Below are 13,881 nucleotides of genomic sequence, written 5' to 3' on the forward strand. Positions count from 1 at the left end.
ACCCGATCAGGCTTCACGCTGTCCTGACTAGATACTCATCCACCGACTACGCGCAGTGAACGCATCAGGCGTACGTCTTCGCTGATGGGTCGGACGGCAACTGGTACGCGGCGTACGACTTCACTCGCCGCCCAAGGCTGCGCAGGCTCAATCCGTGAGAATGCTCAGGACCCCGCACCCAGCAGGTCAGCCAGCCCGGCCAGTTCCTGGCTCACCGGCCGACGGCGACGGGTAAGGATCGTGGTGACGATGTCCCGGGCGTACCGCTGATGCCGCAACCAGGTCGGCGACACCGCTCGGAGCCCGGACAGGATGCGCGTCGCTTCGACCAGGTCGCCGCGTTCGACGGTGGCCCAGGCCCGGTCGAGCTGGTGACGATTCCGGTTGTCCGACGTAGCCCGGCCGCTCCCCGGCGGTACGCGCCCCGCCAGCGCGAGCGCCGTGACCGGGTCGCCCGCTACGGCCGACATCTCCACCCGTTTCATTCCGACGGTCACCGGGCAGAAGGCACCCATGGTCACCGGCATGCGGAGAGCCACGTCTGCTGGTAACTGCTCGCCGATCCGGACCGCTGCCGCACCGGCGGCGTCGAGCATTTCTCCGGCGTCGGCGGCGCGGCCATCGCGGATCGCGGCGGCCGACCCGCGCAGCATGAGCCAGCCCCAGACCGCCAGCCGGGTCGGGTCCGTACGGGAGAAACGTGGCTCCACCGCGTCCGCCGTGGCGACAGCCAACCGCTCTGCCTCGCCAAACCGGCCCTGCCGAAGCAACAGCCAACACATCGTGGTGACGACTGACGCGGCGACCAGTTCGTCTCCGGATTCGTCCGCGACGTCGAGCGCGAGATTCAGCGCGTGGTAGGCAAGATCGAAACGCCGGAGCTGGATCAACGCCGTCCCGGCGATCTGGTACGCCTGAGCGAGCTGTCCGGCGCCTGCGGCCCGCTGATCGCCGCCACTCGCGTCGACAAGGCTACGAGCTTCGCCGATCAGCACCGGCAACCGGGCCAGCGCGCTGGCGTAATCGTCACCATGGTAGATCCGGTCGATCTCGGCAATCGACGTCTGCAATTCTCGCACTGTCGGCGGATCTGTCGAGACAACACCGACAGTCATCCCGCTCAAGCCACGGGCCGGAGTCAGCGCCCGCCGTAGCAGGCCAACCGCGATCTCGTCGCCATCGGCTCCGGCACCGGCCGCCGGGCTGACGTGACGGAGCCGTTCAACATCGCCGGCGGCGAAGAGGTCCGATGGCTACCCCGTAGTCGCGCAGTAGGGCTGCTCGTTCCGCGGTAGACTTCTGGATCTTCGACTAGGCTGTTGTCGTAATCAACCACTTTGACGGCTATGGCGGCAAACTGCGCCATCAGCAGCTAGACGACACAGCGCTAGCGACGCAGTACTCGCTGGCGTTCGAGGACATCTGGGATCGCGCTACCCCGCACGCGGAGTACGTGATCTAGCGCAAACGCATGATCTAGCGCAACGCATGGCTAGTCCATTTTCCGCCGCGCACGAAGCGCGTGCAGCGCTCGCCAATCGGCTTCGGGATATTTGCAACCGGGCGGGTCTCTCGGGCCGTGGAGGTTGAACCGGTGGCCGTCTACGCGACGATGCAGCGTTACGACATTGCGAGGACAGACTCGCTAACCAGCGAACGGAGCGCGCTATGCGCCTCGTCCACTCCTGGCAGGCCTTCGCCGTCGTGTCCATCGCCAGTAGAGTGGCTGCAGACGGCGGCGAGAGCTACAGCGATCGCTTCGGTGCTGGCAGGGTGCTGGCGAGCAATCGCAACCAGGGTACGTCCAACGTCAGCTCCAAACGATTGATTCTTAACGGTGAAGAGGGACACCAACCTGGCGATGATGGCTTCCGTAGGCGATGCCCGCCTCAGTGCCTCCACCGCGTGCTTCCGTACCCACCAGATGATTCCATCGTCAACAGCGATTCCCACTGCCACCTCCGCCGCCACCGGCGGCAACGACCCACCCACCGCCAACGCCCGCACCGTCTCCACCCGCACCGCCGCATCGACTTCACCATCTAACGCCAGCCTCATTGCCACCTCCACCACCACCGGCGACAAAAACCCACCCACGGCCAATGCCCGCACCGCCAACACCCGCACCGCCAGATCGACACCATCGTCCACCACGAACTCCACCAACGCCTCCACCACCACCGGCGACAAAGGCCCACCCACGGTCAATGCCCGCACCGCCGCTACCCGGTCCAATAAGCCAACGCCTGCGTTCAACACGAACCCCACCAACGCCTCCGCCACTACCGGCGGCAACGGCCCCCCCGCCACCAACACACACGCCGTCTGCCTCCGCACCCACAAGTCGACCTCTGCGTCAAGCACGAACCCCATCAGCACCTCCACCCCCGACGGCAAGAACGGCCCACTCGCCGCCAACGCCGTCAATGCACTGCCCCGCACAGGAAGTTTGGCATTATCGTCCACAACGAACTCCACCAACCGTTCAACCGCCGACGGCCGCAACACCCCACCCGCCGCCACCACAAGCGCCGCCCGACTCCGCACCCACAGTTCGACGTCAGCATCCAGCACGACCCCGACCAGCGCCTCCACCACTACCGGCGACAACGGCGAACCGGCCGCCAACGCCTCCACCGCCACAGTTGGTTCGAGCTCAGTGTCCAGCAAGAACTTCAGCGCCACCTCGACCACCGGCATCGGCAGCGACCCAACCACCGTCAGTACCCGCAACGCCGCCAGTCGCACCCACAAGTCGGAACAATCGTCCTGCACGAACTCGACCAGTACTTCCACCAGAGACGGTGACAACGACTCACCCGCTACCGACGCAGCCAAGGCCTCTAAGGCCTCCATCCGCACCAACGAGTCAACGGCTATGTCCACCGCGAACCCCGACACCGCCGGTGCCAACGACCCGCCCGCCGCCAATACCGCCACTGCCCGCGCCCGATTCAACTGATCGACGCCGGCGCCTACTACGAGTGTGGTCAGCGCTGTGTCGATGTGCGGGGTGAGTGGTCCGAGAGCTACGGCGACAGCGGCGAGCCCGGTGAACGCTGTGGGTTCAGTCTCGGCGAGAGCCGCAGCCTGCTGATCCAGGATTGCGCGGAAACGGTCGCCGGCCTTGGTGCCGGCGAGACTGCGCAGCCGTTCGAACAGGACCTCGCGGTAGCTACGGAAACGGCATCGGCTGGTCTCAGGGGTGAGCCATTCAGCTATCGCACAGTGCAGCACTGCGTCGATGGTCGCCGTCTGTAGTGGGGTATCGTCGGCCAAGACGCGGAGCATGAACAGAAAGTCGCGACCCAGCAGGTCTTCGTACCGACTCGGCGCGGCGGTCGCGGGCCAGATGGCCTCGGCCACGACGGTTTCGATCTGCTCGGTGTAGTCGGTGCCGATCAGACCCAGCGCGAGCAGGATCGGCTCGTCATAGCGGGGGTCGTGCAGCCGGCTACGGATGGCAGCGATCCGCTGCTCGGCGGTGCCTCGGAAGGCCAGGGCCCGGCCGGCGTAGTACTCCTCGAACGTCAAGTGCGGAAATCCGTACCGGCCAGGCGCCCGTTCGATGAGCAGCCCAGTGTGCCGGTCTGCTTCCTCGACGAACTCGATGACCCCGACGCCGGCATTTGTACTCAGCGGATCGGCGGCTTCCACCACGGTTGGGTCCCACTCGACGCCGTGGTGAGCAGCCCACAACGGACCCAGCACGGTCAGCAGTTCCACCTGGCTGGCCGCACCCTCGGGCCGGTGCTCGTGCATCCAGAAGCCCAACTCGGTCAGCCAACGGGTCAGCATCCGCTCGTCCGGCAGATCGGCCGCGGCTACCCCCTGCGCGGTACGCCAGGTGCGGCCCAGCGCGTTGCACACCTCCACGTACGCCTCGACCCGCCGGTGCGGCAGCCGGCCGCTGGCCCGATGGACCAGCACCAACGCGGTCAGCAGCAGCGGGTTCGCCGCCAATCGCCGTACCCCATGGTTGGTTGCCAACGCCTCGCGGATCGCTGCGGCCTCCTGCTGGCCGGCCTGCACGATCGCCGGGTCGCTCTTGTCCGGAGTCTCGGCTCGCTCCACCTCCCGGCAGTACACCTCCAGGAACCGGTCGATCGTCTCCTGGTCCATGTCCTGCAGCCGCACCGCCACGAACGGCTCCGGCAGCGGCGCTGCCTGATATCCCGCGATCCGGCTGGTCACCACGAACCGGTTGCCCTGCCGCGAATGCGCGGTGACGAACCGGGTCACCGCTTCCACCACGCCCCGACGCAGTTCGGCCGAGGCGATCTCGTCCAGGCCGTCCAGCAGGACCAGGCACCGGCCGGCGTCCAGCTCCCGCCGCAGCAGGTCGGCAAGACCAGGGGTACGGCACTCCAACCGGTTGAGGTAGCCCGGCAGAAACTCACCGATGCCCTGCTCCGGGTACCCCTGCCGGGCGTAGTCGCCGATCCGCAGATAGATCGGGAACCGCGCCGGTTTCCCTTGCACCGGCTTGCCCGATGCCAACGCCAGCGCATGCGTGAGCGCCAGGTGCTTCAGCAGGGTCGTCTTCCCGCTCCCCGGATCGCCCAGGACCAGCGACTGGGCGTGGTTGCGTACCGCGTCCAACACCGGTGCCGGCTGTGCGCGATCCGACTCGTCCGCGACGTCGAACCGGCGACCGGCCTGCAGGTGCAACCGGTCCAGGGCCGCCTCGAACCCGGTGGCGTCGAGCCGCCCCGACTCGACCATCGCGGCCAGCTTGTCGCGTTCCTGCTCGAACCAGAGCCTGGCCCGGTCGCCGGGGTGCTTCTCCGGGCGGGCACGCAGCCCGACGAACACCTCGGCCAGCGGCAGCTGCACCCTGGTCTTGCGCACCACACCGACGTTCGGCAGATAGCGGTGCTGATCGGCCAGCCAGCGCAGGTAGGCGATCAGGTCATCCTCGCCGGCCACCCCGGCCCCCGCGTGGGTGGCCAGCTGCGTTGCCGCCCGCGCCGTATCCGCGGCGTCCGTCCGCCCCAACACCACCTGCAGTACGGGCTCTCCCCGCACCTCGACTGACAGCTCGTCCAGCAACGTCGTGAACACCGGCCGCAGCAGCACGATCCGGTCGAGTCGATCGTCCTCCGATGCCTGCGGTCCCAACGAGTCGACTGCCCGACGCGCCAACCCGGCTGCAGAGGCTGCCGTCCCCGGGACCAGGACCTTCGCCAGCTCCTCGGCACCCTCGTGTTTCCAGAAGCCCGCGTTGACATCGAAGTCCGCCAGACGGCGGCCGTGACGTTTCTCGACGGTCGCAAATGCCCGTGCCAACGCCCGTGCCAGGGCCTTCTGCTCCGGGTCGCCGAAGATCCGCGCCCGCACGCCCTGCGTTGCGGAACCAGCCAGCCGCTTGGCCGCTGACGCGATGATCGACTCTGCCACCGGCACCAGCATCGACACAGGATCCACGACCGGCGAGTATAGATATCACTGTCCACTGTTGTCTTCGTGAGGATTTTTCGGATTCGCTACCTGCGTCTGAACGACCGTCGACGCCGAATTTTGGTGGCGGGTCGGCGCCGGGGTCGGCAGGATCGGGCCATGACCACCGAACCAGACCGACAGGCGGTCGGCTCACTGCGGGCCGTGGCGATCGACGCGCCGGACATCGACCGCCTGGCCACCTTCTACGAACAGCTCGCCGGCTGGCGACGCCGGCCCACCGGCGACGATGACGACGACTGGATCACCCTTGTCACCGACGACGGCTGGCAGATCGGGCTGCAACAGGCGGTTGACCACGTACCGCCGCACTGGCCCGGCCAGGACCGGCCGCAGCAGGCCCACCTCGACTTCCAGGTGTCAGACATCGACGCAGCGGCCGAACGCGCCCAGCAGCTCGGTGCCAGCCTGCTGCAACGAAACGAACGGTGGCACACCCTCGCCGACCCGGCCGGCCACCCGTTCTGCCTGTGTCTGAAAGCTGACGAGCCGCGCACCACCCTGGCGGGCGTCATGCTCGACTGCCCCGACGCCAAGGCACTGAGCCACTTCTACGCGGAGCTACTCGGCAAACCGGTGACCTATGAGGGGGACGGCATCGCCATGATCGGCGAACAGGGTGCGCAGCCCGTCCTGTTTCAGCAGGTGGAGCAGTACGCCGCGCCCCGCTGGCCGGATCCTGCGTACCCGCAGCAGATCCACCTCGACGTGCAGGTCCAGGACGTCGACACGGCCGAACGGGCTGCCCTCGCCATCGGCGCCACCCGACTCGACGGCGCAGGCCCCGGCTGGCGCGTCTACGCCGACCCCGCCGGCCACCCATTCTGCCTCGTCTGGGCGGCCTGACCAGCCGTGATCCGACGGTGGGCACAGCGCCGGTAATCACGCGAAGGAGCCTCTCCTCCGGCCAGACCTGGTCAGGCGATCAGCGGAGCGCTGGCCGAGGCGCGAGGACCTGCACCGGGATCAACTCTCTACCGGAAGCGCCATTACCGAGCTGCCCAAACTCGTTCCAGCCCCAGGCTGCCACCGTGTAGTCCGGCTGTAGCGCCAGGTTGTGTTGGTAGCTGGCGGAGACAGCTCTGATCAAGGACAAGTACTTGGTGCAAGGCGCGACCTGCCCCACCGCACACACCCGCACCGGAGTCAGGCGATTGGTGCTGGTGCCATCACCGAGTTGGCCGACCTCGTTGTAGCCCCAGGCCACGACACCACCGCTACTGAGTTGCGCGATGCCGTGGCTATCGCCGCCCGCGATGTGCCGGATCCCGTACAGGAACCGGGTGCAGGGCGCGACCTGCCCCGCCGCGCACACCCGTACGGGAGTGAGCCGACGCTCCCTGGTGCCGTCACCAAGCTGACCTGAATAATTGTCACCCCAGGTCACGGCGCTACCGTCGCCCAGCAGAGCCATGCTGTTAGACCCTTCAGCCGCCAATGCCTTCACCGCGTACAGGAACCGGGTGCAGGGCGCGACCTGCCCCACCGCACACACCGGCACCGGCGTCAGGCGATTGACGGTGGTCCCGTCACCAAGCTGACCAAAATAGTTGGCACCCCAGGCGATAGCCTGCGCGTTGTCCACCGCCGCCAAAGAGTGGGAAAGGACGGCATCGATGGATCTGACTCCGGTTAGGAACCGGGTGCAGGGCGCGACCTGCCCGACCGCGCACACCCGCACCGGAGTGACGCGGTCGACGGTAGTGCCGTCACCCAGCTGACCAGAGCTGTTGTAGCCCCAGGCAACCACAGTGCCGTCGGTCAGCTGAGCAAGGCTGTGTGCACCACCTGCGGACAGGGTCCGGACCCCACTCAGCAATCCGTCACAGGGTGGGCCCCACACCTGCACCGCGCACACCCGCACCGGACTGTATCCGTCTCCATTGGAGCGGTCACCCAGCTGACCGTAGGCGTTGTAGCCCCAGGCAACGACCGTACGGTCCCGCAGCAGAGCAAGATTGTGAAACGTGCCCGCGGCGATGGCGATCACGCCGGTGAGGAATTCGGTGCAGGGTGACCGCTGCCCGACGGCGCAGACCGGCGTCGGGGTGAGGCTCGGACGTGTCGAGCCATTGCCGAGCTGGCCCCAACTGTTCAGAGCCCCCCAAGCGACGACGGTGCCATCCGAACGCAGGGCGATACTGTGCAGGGTGCCAGCAGCGACAGCGGTCACGGAACCCAGCTCGGCCGGAACCTGTCGAGTCCCTGCGTCGCCGGCAGACACGGAAGCGGTCGCATTCTCGGCCTGTCCACTGTTCGCGTAACCGGCGGAGGCGTCACCGATCACCAAGCCCATGGCCGCAGCCAGCACCACCGCCACAGCACCGACCACCGACCACCGTCGACGACCAGTCATCACAGAAAATGAAACGTCTGACAGTCCTTGAGGGGAGTGGCAACTCATCATTTTCCTGCCTGTGATCGTGATCGACACCTGGTCGCCAATTTCACCTCCCCGCCCCACAGATAAGGCGTCAGGGATTTAGATCAGACCATAAGCCAAAACACCATGGTCAAGAAATAGGTTTCCCGAACGAGTACTTTACTCACAAGTAGGCGAGAACTGTTTTCACGTCGCCCCCAGCCCGCCGGGCTCGTCTGAGCGGCGTCGGGGTGGTCGGACCAGGAAAAATGATCACGACAAACTGGCGTACCGCTGTCACCATCAGGCCATGGCCCGGCATCGCCGACGCCAACACCCTTCGATCAGCGAGGAAGCCATGGCCGACATGTCCGGCGACCGCAGCGACGCTGCCGGTCCGCGTACCGACGAGGTAGGTCAGCCCCGGCGTGGCCGGCAGCAGGTCACCCTGCCGGCTTGGATCCGTGACCCGGAGCCGGTCCGGGTCACCTGGCGGCGGCGGGCGGCACTGGCCGCGCTGCGCCTGCCCGGCGGACGAACAGTCCGCCGGGCCTGGTGGCGCTGGCAGCGGCGGCAACGGCTACACCGCCGGTTTCCGATTCTGACAGCGTTGATCGCAGTGCCGCTGGCCTTCGTCGCGATCATGGCGCTGGTGTCGCTGGTCTACTGGCTGTGGGCCCGGATCTGGGTCATCCCGTAGGCCGACCGGCCGGCACTACTCGCAGGCGACGCCGTCGCCGTCGCGGTCCAGGTCGTAGACGTCGGGTCCGACGACCTTCACCGGCCCGCTGACGTACGCCGGACCGTTGCCGCTGCCGCCGGCACAGTCGACATCGCTGGCGAACGGCACGCAGGCGCCGGTGTAGCTGGGGTGGCACTGCTGGGTGACCTTGGTGCCGACCAGCACCACCTTGGTGACCGGCTGCTTCGTCACCTTCTCACTGATCAGCTCCTTGGCGGTCTGCACCCCGTCGGTGTACGTCACCCGGTAGGTCAGCGTCTTCACGCCGGTGACACCCGCGGTCTTCACCTTCGTCTTGCCCTTGGCGAGATTGGGGTCGTCGACCCGCTTCTCCTTGAAGGGGATCTCGCGCGTCTCGGTCACCGTCTTCGTCTCCACCTTCGGCTGCGCAACGCTCGGAGCGGCGGCCGTCGGGGACGAGGACGGGCTCGGGGTCGGGGTCGGGGAGGCGGTCGGGCTGGCCGAGGCTGAGCCGCGTGACACGGCGGAGGTGGGCGGTGCCGACCGGTCGCCGTCGGCACCGCTTCCGCTGAGCGCGGTGAGTTTGTCACCGGTGGCCTGCGGCTCCGAGGAGACCAGACTGGCCAGGAACGAACTACCGCCGCAGAGCAGGACGAAGACCGCCAGACCAATACCGAGGTAGGCGGCTGCTTTCTGGCCGGGGCCGAGCCGCCCGGCACCGGCGGCGGGCAACGGACGCTGGTTGATGTCGCGCGCTGGATAGGTCACCGGCGAAGTGTGCCGGTCGGCATCGATGGCTTACAGCAGTCGAAGAGGGACAGTTTCCTGCGACCAGGGCAATCGGGGATGTCCGATCATCCTCTCTCGGCGGCCGTCCCGCTCAGTCCAGCTCGGACCCAACGGCGGCGGCGAATGTCCAAAGCGGCAAGGTACCCGTTGGACAATCAGCCATCCTTCATGTTCAGGCCGGGACGGGCAGCGCGCCGAGGGCACGGCCGGCCTCCCGGGCGGCCTGTAGCGCTCCGGCGTGCAACTGCGCGGCCTCGTCGGTGAAGGCGTCCAGCGCGGGGTTGACCCCGACAAGGGTGAACTCACGTTCGACCACGGTGAGCTCGGCACCCCAGCAGTCGGCGATGACCCGCCGCAGGTACGGCGTGGAGTGGTCCCAGCCCTCCCGTGGGGTGCCCGGTCCGTACGCGCCGCCACGGACCGTGGCGAGCACGACCGGCTTTCCGGCGAGGAACGGGACCCCGGTCGCCCGTGGATCGGCCAGGACCACATCGAGGTACGTCTTGAAGTGCTGGGAGACGCCGTAGTTGTAGAGCGGTACGGCGAACAGGATCGCGTCGGCGGCGATCAGTTGGTCCACGAGTGTCGCGGCGAGGGCGACGGCGTCGCGCTGCTCGGCGGGCTGCTCCTCAGCCGGTGTCATGCCGGCGGTCACTGCGGCCGCCCAGACGGTCGAGGGCAGAGCGTTGACGCCGATGTGGCGGGTCACCACCGGGTCGCCGGGGTGGGCGGCGCGCCACTCCTGCTCGACGATGTCGGCGATCTCGCGGCTTGCGGAACCGTGCGTACGGATGCTGGCGTCCAGCCGGAACAGGGTCACCACTACTCCAGATGCTCGTAGGTTCAAGCTTGAAGCCCAACGGTAGCCGACATTGGTTCAAGCTTGAACCAGTTGAGACATCAGTCACTTCAACGATGAAGCCGCAGACGTACGCTTGGCCTCGTGCCGGACGAACCCCGATGGCTGACCGACCGCGAGCGCGAGGCGTGGTTGGCCCTGGCCAAGCTCATGTTCAACCTGCCCAGCGCGCTCGACGCCCAACTGCTGCGGGACAACAACCTCACGCTGTTCGACTACTTCGTGCTCAGCGTCCTGTCCATGACACCCGGCCGCACCCTGCGCCTGAGCGACCTGGCCGGTCAGCTCTCCAGCTCACTGTCCCGGCTGTCGAACGTCGTCAAGCGCCTGGAACGACGCGGTCTGCTGCGGCGCGAGCCCGACGCCGACAACCCCCGCTACACCAACGCCGTCCTCACCGACGCCGGCTGGGAGCTGGTCGTCGCCGCCGCCCCCGGGCACGTCGCCGCCGTCCGCCGGTACGTCATCGACGGCCTCACCGACCACCAGATCGACGTACTCCGCGAGATCGCCTGCCACGTCACCCGCAACCTCGCCGTGGACTAGTCCCGGTCGACGAAACGGAACAGCGTCTCGTCGAGGCGCAGACGCAACGCCGCAGGCACCCCGGCGAAGCGGTGCACGCCGACCCCGTACCCCTCAGATTTTTCGGAAAGCCAGACCTGGACGAAGCCGGCGACGGCGAACCACTCCAGGATGCGCGGCACCAGGTCCGGCTCCCGGCGGTGCCGCGTCCAGATCACCGTGCCGCCGGCAGCGGTCAGCTGCGGCGCGGCCGCGACCACCCGGGCGACATCGACGTCGGCGATGTTGCCGAACACCCCGCAGAGCAGGACCAGATCGGCGGGCACGGCACCCGCGTAGTGGGCGGATCGGGCCGCGTCCAACGTCTCCCGGATCCGGGCCTGCACCACCGCCAACCGCCGGGACAGCGCGGAGTCCGGATCCGCGTACGCCTCGTGCCAGGCACTCCAGTCAGGGTCGCCGCCCATGTCGCCAGGATACGTCCCGGTCAATCCCCCACTCTGGAGCATCGCCATACAGGCTGCGCTACCACGACGGAGCAGCAGGCAGGATTGGCCCACCCCATCCCGTCCCACATGATCGAGAGGCACCTATCGACGCTCGACAAAAACGGAGCACTATGAAAGTCCTACGCAGACTGGCCGCATTGGCCATGACCCTGACCTTGGCCGCTACCGGGCTGCTGGTCGAGACGACAGCCGCCCAGGCGATCATCGGCGGCAGCAACGCCGGCTACCTGAGGGGGCAGGTCCAGATCTGGGTCAACAGCAACTTCAGCTGCTCCGGCAGCCTCGTGCACGTACGGTGGGTACTCACCAGCAGCCACTGCGTCCCCCTCAATACACCGACTTTCAACATCGGGATCTATCTCGGCGATCGCAGGTTCGGAGAAGGGCACCGCAGCACGGTCAACTCCTGGCAGCGCCGTGGCGACGGCTACGACCTCATGCTCATCGAGCTTGCTCAGCCAGCAAGGGCGGACCAGATCATCAAGCTCGGGTACGGGTCGGCACCTGTCAATCAGGAGGTGTCGATCAGCGGCTGGGGGCAAACGAACAACGTCGGTACCGGCCCGCCTCAGGTTTCACCCGTCCTGAAGATCTGCGGCGTACGGGTCTCTGCGGAACACCAGTCCCACCACACCTACCATCTGGTCTACAAGGGCAGCGGATACCCCAGCTACGGTGACTCGGGAGCCGGGTTGATCTACCGAAACCGGGTGGTCGGCGTCTACTCGAACAGCAACCACAACCGGGACTACCAGTGGATGGGGGTCGCGTTCATGACGATCGCCCATCTCCACTGGATCCACACGTCAAGCAGAAACGAGGTAGTCCCACACGTATACGACTGACCGATATCCCTGAGCCTGCGGGGTGACCCAGCTCCCCTGCCGGGGCGTGTGCGGCCCTTGACCGGTGAGCCGGTCGAGGGCCGCTGTGTGTTGGTGGAGCGGAGGGCGTGGGATTCGAACCCACGAAGACATTGCTGCCTTACCGGTTTTCAAGACCAGCGCCATCGGCCACTAGGCGAGCCCTCCCGGTGCGAGGCGAGCCGGAGACGGTCGGCTGCCGCGCCGCTGAGCCCTAGTGTGCCATGCGCACCGCGGGCCCGCCCGGCCCCGTGGTTAACGCGGCGGTAGCCGCCCGGCAACCGGCTCGACCGGGTAAGACTTATCCCATGTACGCGATCACCGTGCCGCAGCCCGGCGGACCCGACGCCCTGGTCTGGGCCGAGGTGCCCGACCCCACCCCCTGCCCGGACGAGGTGATCGTCGACGTCGCCGCGACCGCCGTCAACCGGGCCGACCTGCTACAACGGCAGGGACACTACCCACCGCCACCGGGCGCGTCGCCGTACCTCGGATTGGAATGCTCCGGGGTGATCAGCGCGGTCGGCGCGGACGTCTCCCACCACAAGGTCGGCGACCAGGTGTGCGCGCTGCTGGCCGGCGGCGGGTACGCCGAGCGGGTCGCCGTGCCCGCCGGGCAGCTGCTGCCGGTGCCGGCCGGGTTGAGCCTGGTCGACGCCGCCGCGCTGCCCGAGGTGGCCTGCACCGTCTGGTCGAACGTGGTCAAGCTCGCTGGGCTGCGGGCCGGCGAGTCGCTGCTGGTGCACGGCGGCGGCAGCGGGATCGGCACCTTCGCCGTCCAGCTCGGTGCGGCGCTCGGCGCGACCGTGCTGACCACCGCCCGCGCCGCCAAGCATGAACAGCTGCGGGCGCTCGGCGCCCACCACACGATCGACTACACCACCGAGGATTTCGTCGCCCGCGCCCGCGAGCTGACCGGCGACGGTGACGGCGGGGTCGACGTGATCCTGGACATCGTCGGCGGCGCCTACCTGGAGCGCAACGTACGGACGCTGGCCACCGGCGGCCGGTTGACGATCATCGGGTTGCAGGGCGGCCGCACCGCCGAGCTGAACCTGGGTGCGCTGCTGGCCAAACGGGCCACGATCTTCGCGACCACGCTGCGGTCCCGGCCGCTCGCCGAGAAGGCGGAGATCGTCCGCCGGGTGCACGACCAGATCTGGCCGCTGGTCGCCTCGGGTGCGATCCGCCCGGTCATCGACCGCCGGATGCCGATGGCCCAGGCGGCGCAGGCGCACCGGATCGTCGAGAGCAGCGACCACCTGGGCAAGGTGCTGCTGGTGACCGGGGAGAGCTAGCCGCGAGTCAGCCGCCGCCGGGAAAACTAGCCGCCGTCGAGCAGGATGCGCGGGCCGGGGCCGGTGGCGGCCAGCCGGTCGGCCGGGTTGTACAGCGTGCACGACCGCAGCGACAGGCAGCCGCAGCCGATGCACCCGGTCAGGTCGTCGCGCAGCCGGGTGAGCAGCGCGATCCGCTCGTCGAGCCGGGCCTGCCAGCGCTGGGACAGCCGCGCCCAGTCGGCCTTCGTCGGGGTACGCGACTCGGGCAGCTCGTCCAGCGCTTGGCGGATCTCGTCCAGCGGCACCCCGATCTGCTGGGCGATCCGGATGAACGCCACCCGGCGCAGCTCGGAGCGTTCGTACCGGCGCTGGTTGCCGCCGGTACGCCCGGCCCGGATCAGCCCGATCCGCTCGTAGTACCGCAGCGCCGACGGTGCCACCCCGGACCGGGCGGCCAGATCGCCGATGGTCAGTGTCCGCTGCATCACACCACCCTTGAGTTGAAGTCAACTTCAACTTGCAGGGTAGGGG

The 13,881-nt window shown here is 67.9% G+C and carries 12 protein-coding genes and 1 tRNA gene; 5 read left to right on the forward strand and 8 right to left on the reverse strand.

Going from position 1 to position 13,881, the window contains the following annotated elements:
* Positions 1 to 164: 164 nt before the first annotated feature.
* Together O7629_RS26060 and O7629_RS26065 are read right to left on the reverse strand one after the other, a co-directional pair.
* Entirely contained in the window at positions 165 to 1,070 is a 906-nt protein-coding gene (locus O7629_RS26060) for a hypothetical protein (protein ID WP_278172462.1), read from the reverse strand.
* A gap of 550 nt (positions 1,071 to 1,620) precedes the next feature.
* The gene (locus O7629_RS26065) at positions 1,621 to 5,427 is read right to left on the reverse strand and encodes an NACHT domain-containing protein (RefSeq protein ID WP_278172463.1); all 3,807 of its coding nucleotides are present in this window, start codon (positions 5,425 to 5,427) and stop codon (positions 1,621 to 1,623) included.
* 132 nt (positions 5,428 to 5,559) lie between these two features.
* On the opposite strand from O7629_RS26065, the gene O7629_RS26070 reads away from it, so the two are divergent.
* The gene (locus tag O7629_RS26070; protein WP_278172465.1) at positions 5,560 to 6,306 is read left to right on the forward strand and encodes a VOC family protein; all 747 of its coding nucleotides are present in this window, start codon (positions 5,560 to 5,562) and stop codon (positions 6,304 to 6,306) included.
* Between the two features lie 79 nt (positions 6,307 to 6,385).
* Here O7629_RS26070 and O7629_RS26075 read toward each other — a convergent pair whose 3' ends face one another.
* The gene (locus O7629_RS26075) at positions 6,386 to 7,780 is read right to left on the reverse strand and encodes an RCC1 domain-containing protein (RefSeq protein WP_278172466.1); all 1,395 of its coding nucleotides are present in this window, start codon (positions 7,778 to 7,780) and stop codon (positions 6,386 to 6,388) included.
* 352 nt (positions 7,781 to 8,132) lie between these two features.
* Between O7629_RS26075 and O7629_RS26080 the strand changes: the two genes are divergently transcribed.
* Positions 8,133 to 8,522 carry a hypothetical protein gene (locus tag O7629_RS26080; protein WP_278172468.1) on the forward strand — a complete coding sequence of 130 codons (390 nt, stop codon included), beginning with the start codon at positions 8,133 to 8,135 and terminating at the stop codon, positions 8,520 to 8,522.
* A 15-nt stretch (positions 8,523 to 8,537) separates the two neighbouring features.
* On the opposite strand, the gene O7629_RS26085 is transcribed toward O7629_RS26080, so the two are convergent.
* Positions 8,538 to 9,293: a G5 domain-containing protein gene (locus O7629_RS26085; RefSeq protein WP_278172469.1), complete on the reverse strand. Its 756-nt coding sequence runs from the start codon at positions 9,291 to 9,293 to the stop codon at positions 8,538 to 8,540.
* Between the two features lie 193 nt (positions 9,294 to 9,486).
* Positions 9,487 to 10,134 (reverse strand): NAD(P)H-dependent oxidoreductase, encoded by a 648-nt coding sequence (locus O7629_RS26090; protein ID WP_278172471.1) that lies wholly within the window; start codon positions 10,132 to 10,134, stop codon positions 9,487 to 9,489.
* 123 nt (positions 10,135 to 10,257) lie between these two features.
* On the opposite strand from O7629_RS26090, the gene O7629_RS26095 reads away from it, so the two are divergent.
* Positions 10,258 to 10,719 carry a MarR family transcriptional regulator gene (locus O7629_RS26095; protein ID WP_278172473.1) on the forward strand — a complete coding sequence of 154 codons (462 nt, stop codon included), beginning with the start codon at positions 10,258 to 10,260 and terminating at the stop codon, positions 10,717 to 10,719.
* Here the strand turns inward: O7629_RS26095 and O7629_RS26100 are convergent.
* A complete protein-coding gene (locus O7629_RS26100) occupies positions 10,716 to 11,165 on the reverse strand; it encodes a hypothetical protein (protein ID WP_278172475.1) in 450 nt (149 codons plus the stop codon). The two genes, O7629_RS26095 and O7629_RS26100, sit on opposite strands and share 4 nt — an antisense overlap.
* A gap of 185 nt (positions 11,166 to 11,350) precedes the next feature.
* Between O7629_RS26100 and O7629_RS26105 the strand changes: the two genes are divergently transcribed.
* Entirely contained in the window at positions 11,351 to 12,052 is a 702-nt protein-coding gene (locus O7629_RS26105; RefSeq protein WP_278172476.1) for a trypsin-like serine protease, read from the forward strand.
* A gap of 99 nt (positions 12,053 to 12,151) precedes the next feature.
* Here O7629_RS26105 and O7629_RS26110 read toward each other — a convergent pair.
* Positions 12,152 to 12,238 (reverse strand) — tRNA-Ser (locus tag O7629_RS26110).
* Positions 12,239 to 12,378: 140 nt separating this feature from the next.
* On the opposite strand from O7629_RS26110, the gene O7629_RS26115 reads away from it, so the two are divergent.
* The gene (locus O7629_RS26115; protein ID WP_278172477.1) at positions 12,379 to 13,368 is read left to right on the forward strand and encodes an NAD(P)H-quinone oxidoreductase; all 990 of its coding nucleotides are present in this window, start codon (positions 12,379 to 12,381) and stop codon (positions 13,366 to 13,368) included.
* A 26-nt stretch (positions 13,369 to 13,394) separates the two neighbouring features.
* On the opposite strand, the gene soxR is transcribed toward O7629_RS26115, so the two are convergent.
* Positions 13,395 to 13,835 carry a redox-sensitive transcriptional activator SoxR gene (gene soxR, locus O7629_RS26120; protein ID WP_278172479.1) on the reverse strand — a complete coding sequence of 147 codons (441 nt, stop codon included), beginning with the start codon at positions 13,833 to 13,835 and terminating at the stop codon, positions 13,395 to 13,397.
* Positions 13,836 to 13,881 lie beyond the last annotated feature (46 nt).

Origin of the sequence: Solwaraspora sp. WMMD792, assembly GCF_029626105.1 — a bacterium.
Taxonomy (GTDB): domain Bacteria; phylum Actinomycetota; class Actinomycetes; order Mycobacteriales; family Micromonosporaceae; genus Micromonospora_E.